The sequence below is a fragment of the Micromonospora sp. NPDC049903 genome, from assembly GCF_044460945.1.
Classification (GTDB): Bacteria; Actinomycetota; Actinomycetes; order Mycobacteriales; family Micromonosporaceae; genus Micromonospora.
The window spans coordinates 23514-39199 of record NZ_JBITKL010000018.1 but is presented as its reverse complement, the minus strand read 5'-3'; the positions used below and the strand labels follow the sequence as shown (position 1 = coordinate 39199).

Genomic DNA, 15686 nt, shown 5'->3' with positions numbered 1-15686 from the left:
GCAGGGCGATCGTCCGGATCGGAGTCTACGCACCGCGCACGGCCGCGTCCCGGCGCTGCCGCGTCACGGCCCGGCGGCGGCCTCCAGCAGGTCGTCGTAGTGCTGCAACCCGTGGTCCGGCGACACGTCCGCGATGGACCAGCTCTGGTAGCCGGTCTTCGTCCTGGGCAGCTCCACGGCGTTCGCCCCGTAGGTGAGGGCGAGTTCGAGCGTCTGGTTCCAGGTCGACGCCGGGCACGGGTCCTGGTTGGCGCAGACCAGGTCGGCGGTCGCCGTCTGGTAGCTGATCGGGCCGCCCTTGCCCGCGATGTACGCCCACATCGCGTAGTAGTTGTTCGGACGGTCCGGGTACATCGAGTTGTTGCCCAGCACGCACCGGGCACCCAGCGAGGTGCGGCAGTAGTCGATCATCTGCCGGGTGTACGGCATGTCCACCGACCCGGTCCAGGTCACCTCGTTGATCCGCTGGTACGGGTTGAACGCCAGGTAGGAGCGGGTCTGCTCCCACACGTCGTGCGCGTCGATCTCGTCGCGGTGGCACTGGTCGTCGGCCGCCCCGGTGTAGCCGGCCGCCTCCAGGCCGGGCCGGTTCAGGCTGAGCTGCCCGGTCTGCCGGATGTACGGCTCGGCGAACTCGGTGGTGCAGCGGGCGATCACCACGTCCCGGATCCGGGGCTCGTCGTCGTATTGGGCGGCCAGCCGGTCCTGGAGGTTCTGGTACGCGGTGCCGTACTCGCCGCTCCAGAAGCGGCCGATCGTGCCGGCCAGGGTGCCGCTGGTGTACCACGGGATCGGGCTGGCACCGCCCAGCGTCTTCGCCCAGTCCGGCGCGTGGATGCCGCCGACCACCCGCAGCCGGGCGTGCATGCCGGCCGCGTTCGCGGCGGTCACCGCCTGGTCGATCGCCGTGGTGTCGAGCGCGCCGCCGTGGTCGGTGCCGGCCTGCTGCTGCGGTTGCAGGTCGCTCCAGTTGACCCGGATGACGAAGCTGTCCACCACCGGGGCGTACGCGCCGGTGGCCGGCTCGGCCCGGTCGACCAGGCCGCTCAGCGGCGGCTTGAGGGTGACCGCCGTCGGGGTCGACGTCGAGCGCGCCTGGGCCGGTACGGCGACCACCGTGGCCGCCATCACCGCGGTGACGAGTACCGCGAACCTTCTCACCCGGGAACCTCCTCGTGGCAGGTGGAGCCCACGTGTCCGGAGGGACCCGCCTCGGGCGGCACCGCCCGGACACCCGGGCACGAAGCGCCAGGATAGGGCCCGAACCCGCCCGCCGTCACCGGCCAAGATCGGCGGCGGAATCCGGTGCGGCGGGGTCCGGCCGCTGGTCACCGTGCCGCGGTGTGGCCCGACCCGTTACGGTGTACCGACCGATCTTCACCTGGGGGTTCCGTTGAGCCGGTTCGAGCAGATGCGGCAACGACTGCGCCGGGCGTACGACGGGGGACGCGCGTCGGTGCGCGCGGCCCGGGACCGGGACCGCACCCGGCAGGCCGACCGCGCGGAGGAACTCGCCCGGCCCATCCCCGAACCCCGCTCCGGCAACGGCGACGGCGAGGACGCCCATCCCTCGACGATCAGCCGCGACGACGCCGGGGTGCCGCACTCGTTGCGGATCGCCGCCGCCTGGTCGTGGCGGATCATCGTCATCGGCATCGTCGGCTGGGCGATGCTGCGGTTCATGGGCACCATCCGCGTCGTGATCGTGCCGCTGCTGGTGGCGCTGCTGCTCTCCGCGCTGCTGGCACCCGCCGTCGGCTGGCTGCTGCGGGCCCGCTTCCCTCGGACGCTGGCCACCGCCGTGGTGCTGATCGGTGGACTGGCCGCCGTGGTCGGCACGCTGACGATGGTGGTCAACGAGTTCATCACCGGCCTGCCCGACCTCAGCCGCAACGCGGCCGACGGCATCGGGCAGATCCAGAACTGGCTGCGCGACGGGCCGTTGAACCTCTCCGACGGCACGTTGGACCAGTACATCCAGGCCGGACAGAACTGGATCAACGAGAACACCCAGGCGCTGACCACCGGCGCGCTCTCCACCGCCGGCACGGTGGTGGAGATCTTCACCGGCGCGCTGCTGGTCCTCTTCGCCATGTTCTTCTTCCTCCGCGACGGGCAGCGCATCTGGCGGTTCATCGTCGGGATGTTCCCGGTCGCCGCCCGCTGGCGGCTCGACGACGCCGGCAAGGCCTCGTGGCAGACCCTGGTCGCCTACGTACGAGCCACCGTGCTGGTGGCGTTCATCGACGCGGTGGGCATCGGCATCGCGCTGGTGCTGTTCGACGTGCCGTTCGCCTTCGCCCTGGCCGCGCTGGTCTTCCTCGGCGCGTTCATCCCGATCGTCGGTGCCACGCTCTCCGGCGCGGTGGCGGTGCTGGTCGCGCTGGTGGACGGCGGCTGGGTCACCGCGCTGTGCATCCTCGGCGCGGTGATCGTGGTGCAGCAGGTCGAGGGCAACGTCCTCCAGCCGTGGATCATGGGCAAGGCGGTGGCGCTGCACCCGCTGCCGGTGGTGCTGGCGGTCACCGCCGGTGTGGTGCTCGACGGCATCTTCGGCGCGCTCATCGCGGTACCGCTGATCGCCGTGCTCAACACCGCGGTCCGGCGGCTGGCCCGGCGCCTTCCACCGGCCGAGCAACCGCCGGCCCCGGAAGCGGTCGTGGTCAAGGCCAGCGCACCCTGACCGTGCCGGGTCACGTGCCGGCGCGATGTCGAGCGGCTCTGCCGTCGGCTACCGCCGGTGTCGGCCGGTGACCGGCAGGAACCGACCGACCCGGACGGCGTACCCGGCCCACTCGGCACCGTGGGTGCGGGCCAGGTACGGCTCCTCCACCACGCGTACCTGGAGTTGGACCGCCGCGACGAGCAGGAGGGTCGCGGCGAGGCTGACCGGGTTGGGCACCAGGGCGGCGAGGCCGACGCTGGTGGCGACCATCGCGGTGAAGACCGGGTTGCGGGCGAACCGGAACGCACCATGCGTGATCAACGCGGTCCGTTCCCCCGGGTCGACGCCGACCCGCCAGGAGGCACCCATCTGGTGCTGGGCGACGAGCGTCGCGGCCAGCCCGCAGAGGGCGAGGATCGCGCCCGCGATCCCGAGCCAGGTCCGGTCGAGTGCCCGGATCGGCGCCAACCCGGCCAGCGCGGCCACCGGCCCGGCGGCCCCGAGCAGCAGCGCCGCGACGAAGAGCAGCTTGGCCCACCAGCGTGGCGAGCCGGGTCGTCCGGCGTCCAGGCGGAGCCCGGTGTCACCGGTGCGGCGACGCTGGACGACACTGCGCCAGCCGAAGGCCGCCGTCAGACCACCGAGATAGAGGACGAGAGCGAGGACGGCGGTCATCGCGCCGCCGTCCGATCCGGGCAGCAACCGTCCGCGCACGCGTCGACCGTGGGAGTGGCCGGGACGGCGCAGCAGGCGTCGCCGCGCCAGGCGTCGCGGCCCTCCTTGACCGCGACGGCGGCGATGACGAGCGCGGCGGCGGGGTCGGCCCACCACCAGCCGAACAGGGAGTTGACCGCCAGGCCGACCAGCAGCACCGCGGAGAGGTAGGTGCAGAGCAGGGTCTGCTTGGAGTCGGCCACGGCAGAGGCCGAGCCGAGTTCCCGTCCGGCCCGACGCTGCGCGGTGGAGAGCACCGGCATGATCGCCAGGGAGAGCGCGGCGAGCACCAGGCCGACCGTGGAGTGTGCCGCCCGCTCGTCGCCGAGGAGGGCGCGGACCGACTCGACGCCGACGTAGCCGGCGAGGGCGAAGAAGGACAGGGCGATCACCCGCAGCGCCGCCCGTTCCCGGCGGCGGTGGTCGACGCCGGTGAACTGCCAGGCCACGGCGGCGGCGGAGGAGACCTCGACCACCGAGTCGAGACCGAACCCGATCAGCGCGGTGGACGAGGCGACGGCCCCGGCGGTGATCGCCACGACCGCCTCGATCACGTTGTAGGTGATGGTCGCGGCGACGAACCAGCGGATCCGGCGGGTCAGCACGGCCTGTCGAGCGGCCGACGGCGCCACCGGAGGGGCGAGCGGCAGCGGCACGGCCATCAGCAGCACTCGTCGTCGACGGCGGTCGGGCAGGCCGCCGGGTCGACGGCCAGCACCAACCCGAGCAGGTCACCCAACGCGTGGGCCAGCCGAGGGTCGGCCAACTCGTAGCGGGAGCGTCGCCCCTCCGGCACGGCCACCACCAGTCCACAGCCGCGCAGGCAGGCCAGGTGGTTGGAGAGGTTCTGCCGGCTGGTGCCGAGCAGGTCGGCCAGCTCGGCGGGATAGCCGGGGCCGTCTCGCAGGGCGAGCAGCAGCCGGGCCCGGACCGGGTCGGACAGGGCGTGCCCGAAGCGAGCCAGGACGTCGCCGTACGTGAGTGCCTCCACGCCCCGACAGTACAGCAGCCGCTGAATTAATGAAAGGCTGAACTATCCCGGTTCTCCGGCGCCGTCGAGCAGGGCCCGCCGCAGCGTGAGCCGGTGCTCGCGACGGATCTCCGCCTCGCGGTAGCGCCCCCGGTCACCGTCGCTCTCCAGCAGCAGCGGCGGCACCGGACGCGGCTGCCCGGCGTCGTCGACGGCGACCATGACCAGGTGCGCGGTGGCCACCGTGGTCGGCGGGACGGCCCGGTCCCACCGGTCGGCGGTCACCTTCACCGCCACCTCCATCGAGCTGCGGCCCGCCCAGGTGATCCGAGCGTCGACGTGCACCACGTCGCCGACGCGTACGGCACGGAGGAAGGCGGTCTCGTCGATGGCGGCGGTGACCGCCGGGCCGTCGGAGTGCCGGGCGGCGACCACCCCGGCCACCGAGTCGATGAGGTTGAGGATCCGGCCGCCGTGGACCGTACCCATGAGGTTGGTGTGGTGCTGGTCCATGATCTGCGACAGGGTCAGGTGGGACGCCGACGGTGCCCGACCGGCGGCGGTGATCGTGTCCTGCATGGCGGTTCGTCCGTCCTCGCGCGCGGTCTCGGGATGTGCGGTCTGCCGACGGCGTGCGCCCGGGGGGGGGCCCCCCCCCCGGCCCCCCCCCGGGGGGGGGGGGCGCGGGGGGCCCCCCCCCCCCGCCCGCCCCCCGGGGGCCCGGGGGGGGGGCCCGGCCCCCCCGGCCCGGGGGGGGGCCCCCCCCCCCCCGCCCCCCCGCCACCGGGTCAGGAGTCGCTCGTCGGCCCGCCCTCGGCGGCCAGCTCGGCGCGGACCGAGGCGGCGGCCCGGACCAGCGCGGTCAGGGCGGGACGGACCTCGTCGTAGCCCCGGGTCTTGAGCCCGCAGTCCGGGTTGACCCAGAGCCGCTGCGGGTCGACGACCGCCGCCGCCCGGCGCAGCGCGGTCACCACCTCGGCCGCATCCGGCACCCGGGGTGAGTGGATGTCGTAGACACCCGGCCCGATCCCCCGGGTGTAGCCGACGGTGGCCAGGTCGTCGAGGATCTCCATCCGGGAACGGGACGCCTCGATGCTGGTCACGTCGGCGTCCAGGGCGTCGATGGCGGGCAGCACCTCACCGAACTCCGAGTAGCACAGGTGGGTGTGGATCGCCGTGGCGTCGGCGACGCCGCTGGTCGCCAGCCGGAAGGCGGCCACCGCCCAGTCCAGGTAGGCGGTGTGGTCCCGACGGCGCGGCGGCAGCAGTTCCCGCAGCGCGGGCTCGTCGACCTGGATGATCCGGATGCCCGCCGTCTCCAGGTCCCGCGCCTCGTCGCGCAGGGCCAGCGCGACCTGCCGGGCGGTCTCCGCCAGCGGTTGGTCCACCCGCACGAACGACCAGGCCAGGATGGTCACCGGGCCGGTGAGCATGCCCTTGACCGGCCGGTCGGTGAGCGACTGGGCATAGCGGGACCAGGTCACCGTGATCGGTACGCGCCGGGTCACGTCGCCGTACAGGATCGGCGGGCGTACGCACCGGGAGCCGTACGACTGGACCCAGCCGTGGGCGGTGGCGGCGAAGCCGTCGAGGTGTTCGGCGAAGTACTGCACCATGTCGTTGCGCTCCGGCTCGCCGTGCACCAGCACGTCCAGCCCGAGCCGTTCCTGCTCGGCCACCACGTCGGCGATCTCGGCCCGCATCCGCTCGGCGTAACCGGCCGCGTCGAGGCGACCGGCCCGGTGCTCGGCCCGAGCCCGGCGCAGCGCCTCGGTCTGCGGGAACGACCCGATGGTGGTGGTCGCCAGCGTGGGCAGCCCGAGGCGGCGGCGTTGGGCGTCGGCGCGCTGCGGGTACGGACCGCGCCGGGTGTGCTCGGGCCGCAGCGCCTCCAGGCGGGCGCGGACCGCGTCGTCGCGCCACTGCCACGGCACCGGCGGGGGCGCGGCGGGCAACTCGCCCACCCCGTCGCGCAGCACCCGACCGAGCGCGACCACCTCGTCGACCTTCTGCCGGGCGAACGCCAACCGTTCGCGCAGCCGAGGGTCGAGGTCGGTCTCGGCGGCCAGGTCCACCGGCACGTGCAGAAGTGAGCAGGAGGTGGACACGGCCACGCTGTCGGCGAGTCCGGTGAGGGTGGCGCCGACGGCCGCAGCGGCCCGCAGGTCGGTCCGCCACACGTTGCGGCCGTCGACCAGCCCGGCGACCACGGTCCGGCCCGGCAGCGCGCCGTGGCCGGCGAGCCGGTCCAGGTCGCCGGGCCCGGCGACCAGGTCCAGACCGATCGCCTCGATCGGCGTGTCCAGCAGCGCGGGCAGCGCGTCGCCGAGTTCGCCGAAGTAGGCGGCGACGAACAGGCGGGGCCGGTGGGCCAGCCCGCCGAGCCGGGCGTACGCGGCACCGAGGTCGCGGATCTCGGCGTCGGACCGGTCGCCGACGTACGCCGGTTCGTCGAGCTGCACCCACGGCACGCCGACGTCGGCGAGCGCGGACAGCAGCTCGGCGTAGACGTCGACCAGGTCGTCCAGCCGGTCGAACGGGCGGAACCCGGCCGGCGCGTCGGCGGTGGGCTTGGACAGCAGCAGCAGGGTCGCCGGGCCGACCAGGACCGGACGGGTGGTGATGCCGAGCGCCCGGGCCCGCCCGTACTCGGTGAGCGGCTTGTCGGCACGGGCGGCGAAGGCGGTGTCCGGGCCGATCTCGGGCACCAGGTAGTGGTAGTTGGTGTCGAACCACTTCGTCATCTCCAGCGGCGGTTCCTGTGCGGTGCCGCGCGCCATGGCGAAGTAGGTGTCCAGCTCACCGAGGCCCAGCCGGCGGAACCGGTCGGGTACGGCGTCGACCGTGACGGCCGCGTCGAGCACGTGGTCGTAGAGCGAGAACGTGTTGGACGGTACCGCGGACAGGCCGGCGTCGTGCAACGTACGCCAGGTCTGTTCGCGTACCTGTGCGGCGGTGGCCCGCAGGGTCGGCTCGTCGACGCGGCCGGCCCAGTAGCCCTCGACCGCGGTCTTGAGTTCACGACGCGGGCCGATGCGCGGATAGCCGAGCACGGTGCTCGTGCCGAACGGAGTGGTCATGTCGCCAGGGTTCCCTTCCCTCGAGGTCCGGCGGTACGGCTCCGGGGAAGGCTGGGGAGGGCACGGCGCGACGACCGGCCTCGCCCTGGCCCTCCCGCGAGGCCGACGGCGGCGTGCGCGGCTGCGCACGCGGCACGGGCAGGTCTTCGGACTCGTGGGCGCGACCGGCTGGGCCGGTCTCCTACTGGCCGTCGCTTCCCGGACAGGTGTCCAGTGCGTGTGACGGCGGTCGTTCCCACTCACCGCTGCGGGGCAGTCCCGGATTCACACCGGGTTCCCTCTTACGACGCTCCGACCGGACGGCCGGGGCGAACCAGTACCGTCTCGGATCCTAGCGTCCGGATCGCGCCCGACGACCGTCGCGCCGGTGTGATGTCCGCGCCGCGACGCCGGGTCGAGCGGCGGGTGAACAACGACTCATCCGCCTTCCGCTGGCATGATCATGGTGTTAGTTTTTGCAAAGACTTGGCAAGAACAACGACTTTGCGTGGGAGTGCGGTGAGCGTCACCACCCTGCCGACGAGCCGGACGGACGTGCTCGGCGTGGCGGCGCAGCGTCGCCGGACCGGCCTCTGGCTGCTCGCGCTGACTATCGGCCTGGTCCTGACCGGGCTGGTCGCGGTCGGCGCCGGGGCGATCGGCATCCCCCCGCTCACGGTGGCCCGGATCATCGGGCACCAGCTCGTCGGGGTGCCCGGCGAGGTGACCTGGACCGGGCCGCAGCAGGCGATCGTCTGGCAGGTCCGGCTGCCCCGGGTCCTGCTCGGCATGCTGGTCGGCGCCGGGCTCGCGGTCTGCGGGGTGGCGTTGCAGGCCATGGTCCGCAACGTGCTCGCCGACCCGTACCTGCTCGGGATCAACTCCGGCGCCTCCAGCGGCGCGGCCGCCGCGATCCTGTTCGGCGCGGGTGCCGGCTTCGGCCAGTACGCGCTCTCCACCAGCGCGTTCGTCGGCGCGCTCGGCGCGTCGCTGCTGGTCTTCCTGATCGCGCGCAGCGGCGGCCGGGTCACCTCCATCCGGCTGCTGCTGGCCGGAGTCGCCGTCGGGTACGCGCTGTACGCCACCACCAGCTTCCTGATCTTCGCCTCCGGGTCCGCCGAGGGCGCCCGGTCGGTGATGTTCTGGCTCCTCGGGTCGCTGGGTCTGGCCCGCTGGAACGCCCTGCTGCTGATCGCCGCGGTGGTGCTGATCGGCACCATCGGCTACCTGACCGTCGTCGGGCGGCGACTCGACGTCCTGGCCATCGGCGACGAGACCGCGCACACCCTGGGCGTCTCGCCGGACCGGTTCCGGCTCCGGCTGCTCGTGCTGGTCTCGCTCAGCGTCGGCATCCTGGTCTCCGCCGCCGGCAGCATCGGGTTCGTCGGCCTGGTCGTGCCACACCTGGCCCGGCGCATCGTCGGCGCGCCGCACGTCCGCGTGGTGCCGGTGGCCGCGCTGCTCGGGGCGATCCTGCTGGTCTGGGCCGACGTGCTGGCCCGGGTGCTGCTGGCGCCGCAGGAGATCCCGATCGGCATCATCACCTCCCTGCTCGGCGCTCCCTTCCTGCTGGTCCTGATCCGCCGTCTGCACGCCTCCGGTGCCTGAAGAGCCCACCCGTCAAGGAGAACCGATGTTGAAGGCAACCCGCCTCGCCACCGCCGCCGCCTCCGCGTGCGTGCTGCTCGTCGCCGGGTGCGGCGGCGCCGCCGACGGGCCGACCGAGGCCGGTCCCGGCTATCCGGTCACGGTGACCAACTGCGGCGTGGACGTCACCTTCGACGCTCCTCCCCAGCGGGTCGTGCTGCTCAAGAGCGCCGCCGTGCCGTACCTGCACGCGCTCGGCGTCCTGGACCGGGCCACCGCCCGCGCCGGGCAGTACCCGAAGGAGTACTACGACGCGGAGACCCAGGCCGAGCTGGACCGGATCCCGCTGCTGACCGACAAGACCGACACCAGCGGCCACCTCCAGATCTCCAAGGAGGTGGTGATCAGCCAGGAGCCCGACCTGGTCCTCGGCGAGGTCGACAACCTCTCCCGCGACACCCTGGAGGCGGTGGACATCCCGCTGCTGGAGGAGCCGGCGATGTGCCCGGACAGCACCGCCGTACCGAGCTTCGACGACATCTACCGGCAGATGGAGACGTACGGCCGGGTGTTCGGCCGCCAGGCCGAGGCGACGACTGCGGTCACCGCGCTCAAGGACCGGATGACGAAGGTCCAGGCCGAGGCGGGCGACTCGTCCGGGCGTACCGCGGCGGTGCTCTACCCGACCGTCGGCGGCGGCACCACGTACGCGTACGGCACCGGGAGCATGGCCCATCCGCAGTTGGAGGCCGCCGGTTTCCGCAACGTCTTCGGCGACGTCAAGGATCGGGTCTTCGAGGTCACCGTCGAGGAACTGCTCGGCCGCAACCCGGACGTGCTGATCCTGCTCTACGGCGACGGCGACCCCCGGGCCGTCGAGCAGGGGCTCACCGGACTGCCGGGCGCACAGCAGCTCAACGCGGTCCGCAACGGCCAGGTCATGACGCAGCTGTTCAACTTCACCGAGCCGCCGACGCCGCTGTCGATCGACGGCCTCGAGCGGATCGTGCAGCGGTTCCGGGAGCAGCCGTGATCGAGGCGACCGGCGTCACCTGGCGCTACGGCGCGAACCCGGTCATCGACGGGGTCAGCGTGACGGCCCGGCCGGGTCGGGTCCTCGGTCTGATCGGACCCAACGGCAGCGGCAAGACCACGCTGCTGCGGTTGCTCTACGGCGCCCTGCGCAGCCGGACCGGTCAGGTCACGGTGGACGGCGACACGCTGTCCACCCTGCCCGCCCGGGAGGCCGCGCGGCGGCTGGCCGTGGTCGTGCAGGAGACCGGCGGGGAGACCGCCCTGACCGTGGCGGAGCTGGTGCTGCTCGGCCGGGGACCGCACCTGTCGACGTTCCAGCGGGCCGGTCGGGCCGACCACGAGATCGCCGCCGGCTGTCTGAGCCGGGTCGGTGCCACGCACCTGAGCGGGCGGGCGTTCGCCCAGCTCTCCGGCGGGGAGCGACAGCGGGTGCTGATCGCCCGCGCGCTCGCCCAGCAGGCCACCCACCTGCTGCTCGACGAGCCCACCAACCATCTCGACATCCGCTACCAGCACGAGATCCTGCACCTGGTCCGCACGCTGGGCACCTGCTCGGTCGTCGTGCTGCACGATCTCAACCTGGCCGCCCGATACTGCGACGACCTGGTGCTGCTCGGCGCGGGCGGTGTCGCCGCCACCGGCACCGTCGACGAGGTCCTCGACCCCGCCGTCCTGGAACCCGTCTACGGCATCGGCATCCGACGCCTGGACCTCGACGGCGCCGTCCATCTGCTGTTCCACCCGATCCACCAGAGCATCGACGAGAGGACTGCGGCATGACCACGCAGGAACGCATCAACGCCTACTGGACCGGCCGCGCGCCCGCCTACGACGAGTACCAGCAGCGCCCCGACCGCTTCGCCGACGACCAGCGGGCCTGGTCGCAGATCTGGTCGCAGGCCCTGCCGGCCGCGCCGCTGGACGTGCTCGACGTCGGCACCGGCACCGGTCAGGTGGCCATGGTCCTGGCCGGCCTCGGGCACCGCGTCACCGGCACCGACCTGTCCGAGGGCATGCTCGCCGAGGCCCGTCGGCACGCCGCCGCCGTCACCGACGGCCCGGTCATCCAGCTCGGCGACGCCGTCGCGCCGGACTTCCCGGCGGGCAGCTTCGACGCCGTCACCAGCCGGTACCTGATGTGGACCCTGCGCGAGCCGCAGACCGCCGTGGCCAACTGGATCCGTCTGCTGCGTCCCGGCGGCCTCGTCGCGGTGGTCGACAGCACCTGGTTCCCGAACGGCCTCGACAACGCCTCGGAGAACTTCACCGGCCACTACGACAGCCAGGTACAGGCCGAACTGCCGCTGGCCACCGCGACCTCGATCGACAAGACCGTGGCGGTGCTGGAGGAGGCGGGCCTGGCGGATGTCACGGCCGTCCCGCTGACGTCGATCTACGAGCTGGACCGCCGGTACGGCGTGGCGCCGAACCACGAGCACCAGATGCAGTACCTGGTCACCGGCCGGGCCTGAGACCGGCGGGACCGCCACCGGTCACGTACGCAGCAAACAGTCACGCTCCGTGTAGCTCTCCGTGGACAGCGGGGAGCTACACGGCGTCAGCGGTCAATGCTAATACGCATTAGGCCCTTGACATCGATCGGGTTCAGCCGCGAAGCTCCTTCCCAGCCCGAACGCTAATACGCATTAGCGGCAGTGGAAGGACTCCCCCGTGCCCCCTGCACCCCGACGCGTCACTCAACGTGACATCGCACGGATGGCCGGCGTCAGCCAGGCGACCGTGTCGCTGGTGCTCAACAACCGCGCCGACGCGGAGGTACGCATCGCCCCCGAGACCCGGGACCGGGTGCTGCGGGTGATCGCCGAGACCGGGTACGCCGCCGACCCGGTCGCCCGCCGGCTCGCCTCCCGGTTCAACCGGATCATCGGCGTCTTCACCTACGAGCCGGCGTTCCCCAGCCGCAGCCGGGACTTCTTCCACCCCTTCCTGCTCGGCATCGAGGAGTACGCCGAACGGGTCGGCTGCGACCTGCTGCTGTTCACCAGCGCACCGGTGGTCGACGGGCGTCGACGGATCTTCCACCGGGACAACCGGCTCCGCCTGGCCGACGGGTGCATCCTGCTCGGCCGCGAGATCGACGGGACCGAGCTGCTCCGGCTCAACCGCGACGGCTACCCGTACGTCGCCGTGGGCCGCCGGGACGACGCCGGCGGGCCGGTCCCCTACGTCGGCACCGACTACGCCGCAGCGGTACGCCAACTCGTCGAGCTGGCCCTGGCACGCGGGCACCGGCGGCTGGCCTACCTGGGCGTGGACGCCACCGCCGAGTCCTCGGCCGACCGCCGGCGCGGGTTCGACGCCGCCGCACCGGACGCGGAGTCGGCCCGCCGCCTGACCGGCCCGACGCGCGACGCCGAGGCCGTTCTGGACGACCTGGTCGCCGACGGCAGCACCGTCGTCTTCGTGGAGGACTTCGCCACCGCCGTGGCGCTGGAGTCGGCCGCCCGCCGACGTGGGCTACGCGTACCCGGTGACCTGTCGATCCTGACGCTCGGCGACCCGACGGTGCCGGTGCCCACCGACACCGCGTTCACCGGGTTCCACATCCCCCGCGAGGAGATGGGCCGGCAGTCGGTCGAGGTGCTGACCGCCGTCATCGACGGCAGCGCCGACGGCGTCCAGCAACGACTCCTGGCCTGCGAGTTCGTCGAGGGCGACACCCTCGGCGCCCCCGATCCGGCGGTCGACCGCCGATAGGCGGCCCGCGCGACTGGAAGGAAGCAAGTGGCACAGATGCGTGCGGACGTCCTCATCGTCGGCGGCGGACTGGGCGGGGTCGCCGCCGCGCTCGCCGTGGCCCGGGCCGGCCGGTCGGTGATCCTGACCGAGGAGTTCGACTGGCTCGGCGGGCAGCTCACCAGCCAGGCCGTCCCGCCCGACGAGCACTCCTGGATCGAGCAGTTCGGCGCCACCGCCAGTTACCGGGCGCTGCGCACCGGCATCCGCGACTACTACCGACGGCACTACCCGCTGACCGAACGCTCCCGCTCCTGGACCGACCTGAACCCGGGCGCCGGCTGGGTCAGCCGGCTCTGCCACGAGCCCCGGGTGGCGGTCGCCGTGCTGGAGCAGATGCTCGCGCCGTACCGGGGCTCGGGTCGGTTGACCGTGCTCCAGCCGTACCGGCCGGTGGCGGCGGCCACCGACGGTGACCGGGTCACCGGCGTCACGCTGGCGCACCGGGACCGCGAGGACCGCATCGACGTCACCGCGCCGTACGTGCTGGACGCCACCGAGACCGGCGAGCTGCTGCCGCTGACCGGCACCGAGTACGTCACCGGATTCGAGTCGCGGGAGCAGACCGGCGAGCCGAGCGCCCCGGCCGAGGCACAGCCGATGAACATGCAGGCCGTGTCGGTCTGCTTCGCCATCGACCACGTCGATGGGGATCACACCATCGACCGGCCCGCCGGGTACGACTTCTGGCGCGACTACAAGCCCGACTTCTGGGGTGACCGGCTGCTGTCCTGGCGTTCGCCGAACCCGCGCACGCTGGAGATCCTGGAGCGCAGCTTCACCCCGAACCCGGACGACGAGCCGTGGCTGGTCAACGCCGACCAGCGCGTCAACCCCGGCGACGGCAACCTGTGGACGTTCCGTCGGATCGCCGCCCGGCGCAACTTCGTCGACGGTGCGTACGCCAGCGACATCACCCTGGTCAACTGGCCGATGATCGACTACTTCGAGGGCCCGGTCATCGACGTGCCCAACGCGTCGTGGCACCTGGCCAAGGCACGCGAGTTGTCGTACTCCCTCTTCTACTGGTTGCAGACCGAGGCACCGCGACCCGACGGCGGCACCGGCTTCCCCGGGCTGCGGCTGCGCGGCGACGTGACCGGCAACCCGGCCGGTCTGGCCCAGGCGCCCTACATCCGGGAGTCGCGCCGGATCCGGGCCGAGTACACCGTGGTGGAGCAGGACCTCTCCCTCGCGGTACGCGGCGCGCACGGCGCCGTGCGGTACCCCGACTCGATCGGCGTCGGGATGTACCGCATCGACCTGCACCCGTCGACCGGCGGCGACAACTACATCGACGTCGGGTCCTGCCCGTTCGAGATCCCCCTCGGCGCGCTGATCCCGCAGCGGATGGAGAACCTGCTGCCGGCCGGCAAGAACATCGGCACCACGCACGTCACCAACGGCAGCTACCGGCTGCACCCGGTCGAGTGGAACGTCGGCGAGGTCGCCGGTCTGCTCGCCGACTTCTGTCTGGCGCGGGGCGAGTCCCCGCGCGCGGTCCGCGGCACCCCCCGGCTGCTGGCCGAGTTCACCGACCGCGTCACGGCTGCCGGCGTCGAACGCCGGTGGCCGGAGATCGCGGGCTACTGACCCCCCGGTGAGGAGAGACGATGAGATCAGGAAAGGGAATACGCGTAGTCGCCACGGCGCTGACCGGCGTTCTCGCCATGTCCGCCTGCGGCGGCGGTGAGGCGCAGGACAGCGGCCCGGCCACCCTGCGGGTCACCGTCTGGTCGGCCAACGAGGCGCATCTGGCCCTGTTCAACGAAATCGCCGACGAGTACCGCCAGAACAACCCCGACGTCACGCAGATCACCTTCGATCCGCTGCCGTTCGACACGTACACCACGGCGCTGACCACCCAGATCGCCGGTGGCAACGCCCCCGACCTGGCCTGGGTGTTCGAGAACTCGGCGCCCGACTTCGTCGCCTCCGGCGCGCTGCTGCCGCTGGACGAGACCCTCAAGAAGACCGACGGCTACCAGTACGACGACATCCTGCCGGCCACGCTCAAGCTCTGGCAGGACGACGGCAAGCTGTACGCGTACCCCTTCTCCACCTCGCCGTTCGGCGTCTTCGTCAACACCGACCTGCTCAAGCAGGCCGACCAGCGGACCCCGGCCGAGCTGATCGAGGCCGACCAGTGGACCTGGGAGAACGCCTTCGGCGCGGCCGGTGCCACCCAGGCCGCGACCGGCAAGGCCGGGCTGGTGATCCGCGACTTCGACTACAAGGACTGGAGCAACCTGTCCACCATCTGGACCGGGTGGGGCGCCCGGGCGTGGAGTGAGGACGGCGGGACGTGCGGCTTCGCCGAACCCGAGATGGTCGAGGCGATGACGCGGCTGCACCGCGCCGTCTTCACCGACAAGGCGTTGCCCGGGCCGGGCACCACCGCGGACTTCTTCGCCGGTGACGCCGCCATGACCATCACCCAGATCTCCCGCGCCTCGCTACTGGAGGACGGCGGGTTCGCCTGGGACCTGGTCCCCCTGCCCGCCGGGCCGAAGGGGCCGTACGCGGTGGTCGGGCAGGCCGGCATCGGGGTGCTCAAGCGCAGCCCGAACGCCGAGGCCGCCGCCGACTTCCTGGCCTTCCTCACCAACCCCACCAACTCCGCCAAGCTCGCCCAGTTCTTCCCGCCGCCGCGCCAGTCCCAGTTGACCGCCGACACGCTGGCCAAGACGAACCCGAAGCTCAAGCCCGAGCAGTTGCAGAAGGTCGTCATCGACGGGATCACCAACGGCGTGGTCAAGCCCAGTCACGCCGGGCAGGCCGAGATCAGCCAGCAGGTCCGGGCCGGTCTGGACCCGCTGTGGAAGGCCGACGCGGACGTGAAGGCCGTCCTGGACGGGATCTGCGGCAAGATCCAGCCGTTGCTGGCGAAGTAAGGCCA

At 72.6% G+C, this 15686-nt stretch carries 14 protein-coding genes and 1 riboswitch; of the genes, 8 read left to right on the top strand and 6 right to left on the bottom strand.

Features of this window, described 5'->3' with window-relative positions; translation table 11 throughout:
• Nucleotides 1-63: 63 nt before the first annotated feature.
• The gene (locus ACIBO1_RS23535) at nucleotides 64-1161 is read right to left on the bottom strand and encodes a hypothetical protein (RefSeq protein ID WP_396750020.1); all 1098 of its coding nucleotides are present in this window, start codon (nucleotides 1159-1161) and stop codon (nucleotides 64-66) included.
• Between the two features lie 250 nt (nucleotides 1162-1411).
• Here ACIBO1_RS23535 and ACIBO1_RS23530 point away from each other — a divergent pair, with 250 nt between their 5' ends.
• Complete coding sequence (locus tag ACIBO1_RS23530) at nucleotides 1412-2683, top strand: AI-2E family transporter (protein WP_396750157.1); 1272 nt, start codon at nucleotides 1412-1414, stop codon at nucleotides 2681-2683.
• Nucleotides 2684-2731: 48 nt separating this feature from the next.
• Here ACIBO1_RS23530 and ACIBO1_RS23525 read toward each other — a convergent pair whose 3' ends face one another.
• The 5 genes from ACIBO1_RS23525 to metE all read right to left on the bottom strand — a co-directional run bounded on the left by ACIBO1_RS23525 (nucleotide 2732) and on the right by metE (nucleotide 7429).
• Nucleotides 2732-3340, bottom strand: coding sequence for a methyltransferase family protein (locus ACIBO1_RS23525; protein ID WP_396750155.1), 609 nt, complete (start codon nucleotides 3338-3340; stop codon nucleotides 2732-2734).
• The gene (locus ACIBO1_RS23520; protein ID WP_396750018.1) at nucleotides 3337-4041 is read right to left on the bottom strand and encodes a cation transporter; all 705 of its coding nucleotides are present in this window, start codon (nucleotides 4039-4041) and stop codon (nucleotides 3337-3339) included. The genes ACIBO1_RS23525 and ACIBO1_RS23520 overlap by 4 nt, the downstream gene beginning before the upstream one ends.
• On the bottom strand, nucleotides 4041-4370 hold the full coding sequence (locus ACIBO1_RS23515) for an ArsR/SmtB family transcription factor (protein ID WP_396750016.1): 330 nt from the start codon (nucleotides 4368-4370) through the stop codon (nucleotides 4041-4043). The genes ACIBO1_RS23520 and ACIBO1_RS23515 overlap by 1 nt, the downstream gene beginning before the upstream one ends.
• 42 nt (nucleotides 4371-4412) lie before the next feature.
• Entirely contained in the window at nucleotides 4413-4928 is a 516-nt protein-coding gene (locus ACIBO1_RS23510) for an acyl-CoA thioesterase (protein ID WP_396750014.1), read from the bottom strand.
• A gap of 209 nt (nucleotides 4929-5137) precedes the next feature.
• Nucleotides 5138-7429, bottom strand: coding sequence for a 5-methyltetrahydropteroyltriglutamate--homocysteine S-methyltransferase (gene metE / locus ACIBO1_RS23505; protein WP_396750012.1), 2292 nt, complete (start codon nucleotides 7427-7429; stop codon nucleotides 5138-5140).
• A 119-nt stretch (nucleotides 7430-7548) separates the two neighbouring features.
• A riboswitch (cobalamin riboswitch) is annotated at nucleotides 7549-7762 on the bottom strand.
• Nucleotides 7763-7927: 165 nt separating this feature from the next.
• Here metE and ACIBO1_RS23500 point away from each other — a divergent pair.
• From ACIBO1_RS23500 to ACIBO1_RS23470, 7 genes are all read left to right on the top strand, one after another.
• Entirely contained in the window at nucleotides 7928-9016 is a 1089-nt protein-coding gene (locus tag ACIBO1_RS23500) for a FecCD family ABC transporter permease (protein WP_396750010.1), read from the top strand.
• A 25-nt stretch (nucleotides 9017-9041) separates the two neighbouring features.
• Nucleotides 9042-10028 carry an ABC transporter substrate-binding protein gene (locus ACIBO1_RS23495; protein ID WP_396750009.1) on the top strand — a complete coding sequence of 329 codons (987 nt, stop codon included), beginning with the start codon at nucleotides 9042-9044 and terminating at the stop codon, nucleotides 10026-10028.
• Complete coding sequence (locus ACIBO1_RS23490; protein ID WP_396750007.1) at nucleotides 10025-10810, top strand: ABC transporter ATP-binding protein; 786 nt, start codon at nucleotides 10025-10027, stop codon at nucleotides 10808-10810. The genes ACIBO1_RS23495 and ACIBO1_RS23490 overlap by 4 nt, the downstream gene beginning before the upstream one ends.
• A complete protein-coding gene (locus tag ACIBO1_RS23485; protein WP_396750005.1) occupies nucleotides 10807-11502 on the top strand; it encodes a class I SAM-dependent methyltransferase in 696 nt (231 codons plus the stop codon). Before ACIBO1_RS23490 ends, ACIBO1_RS23485 begins: the two co-directional genes overlap by 4 nt.
• 199 nt (nucleotides 11503-11701) lie before the next feature.
• A complete protein-coding gene (locus ACIBO1_RS23480) occupies nucleotides 11702-12748 on the top strand; it encodes a LacI family DNA-binding transcriptional regulator (protein ID WP_396750003.1) in 1047 nt (348 codons plus the stop codon).
• A 36-nt stretch (nucleotides 12749-12784) separates the two neighbouring features.
• Nucleotides 12785-14380 (top strand): FAD-dependent oxidoreductase, encoded by a 1596-nt coding sequence (locus ACIBO1_RS23475; protein WP_396750153.1) that lies wholly within the window; start codon nucleotides 12785-12787, stop codon nucleotides 14378-14380.
• A gap of 20 nt (nucleotides 14381-14400) precedes the next feature.
• Nucleotides 14401-15681, top strand: coding sequence for an ABC transporter substrate-binding protein (locus tag ACIBO1_RS23470; protein WP_396750001.1), 1281 nt, complete (start codon nucleotides 14401-14403; stop codon nucleotides 15679-15681).
• The last annotated feature ends 5 nt before the right edge of the window (nucleotides 15682-15686 follow it).

Bases quoted from the DNA above. Each gene is read 5' to 3' on its own strand.
- ACIBO1_RS23530 (WP_396750157.1), top strand. From the start codon at position 1,412: ATGCGGCAACGACTGCGCCGGGCGTACGACGGGGGACGCGCGTCGGTG.
- ACIBO1_RS23525 (WP_396750155.1), bottom strand. From the start codon at position 3,340: ATGACCGCCGTCCTCGCTCTCGTCCTCTATCTCGGTGGTCTGACGGCG.
- ACIBO1_RS23520 (WP_396750018.1), bottom strand. From the start codon at position 4,041: ATGGCCGTGCCGCTGCCGCTCGCCCCTCCGGTGGCGCCGTCGGCCGCT.
- ACIBO1_RS23510 (WP_396750014.1), bottom strand. From the start codon at position 4,928: ATGCAGGACACGATCACCGCCGCCGGTCGGGCACCGTCGGCGTCCCAC.
- metE (WP_396750012.1), bottom strand. From the start codon at position 7,429: ATGACCACTCCGTTCGGCACGAGCACCGTGCTCGGCTATCCGCGCATC.
- ACIBO1_RS23495 (WP_396750009.1), top strand. From the start codon at position 9,042: ATGTTGAAGGCAACCCGCCTCGCCACCGCCGCCGCCTCCGCGTGCGTG.
- ACIBO1_RS23485 (WP_396750005.1), top strand. From the start codon at position 10,807: ATGACCACGCAGGAACGCATCAACGCCTACTGGACCGGCCGCGCGCCC.
- ACIBO1_RS23475 (WP_396750153.1), top strand. From the start codon at position 12,785: ATGCGTGCGGACGTCCTCATCGTCGGCGGCGGACTGGGCGGGGTCGCC.
- ACIBO1_RS23470 (WP_396750001.1), top strand. From the start codon at position 14,401: ATGAGATCAGGAAAGGGAATACGCGTAGTCGCCACGGCGCTGACCGGC.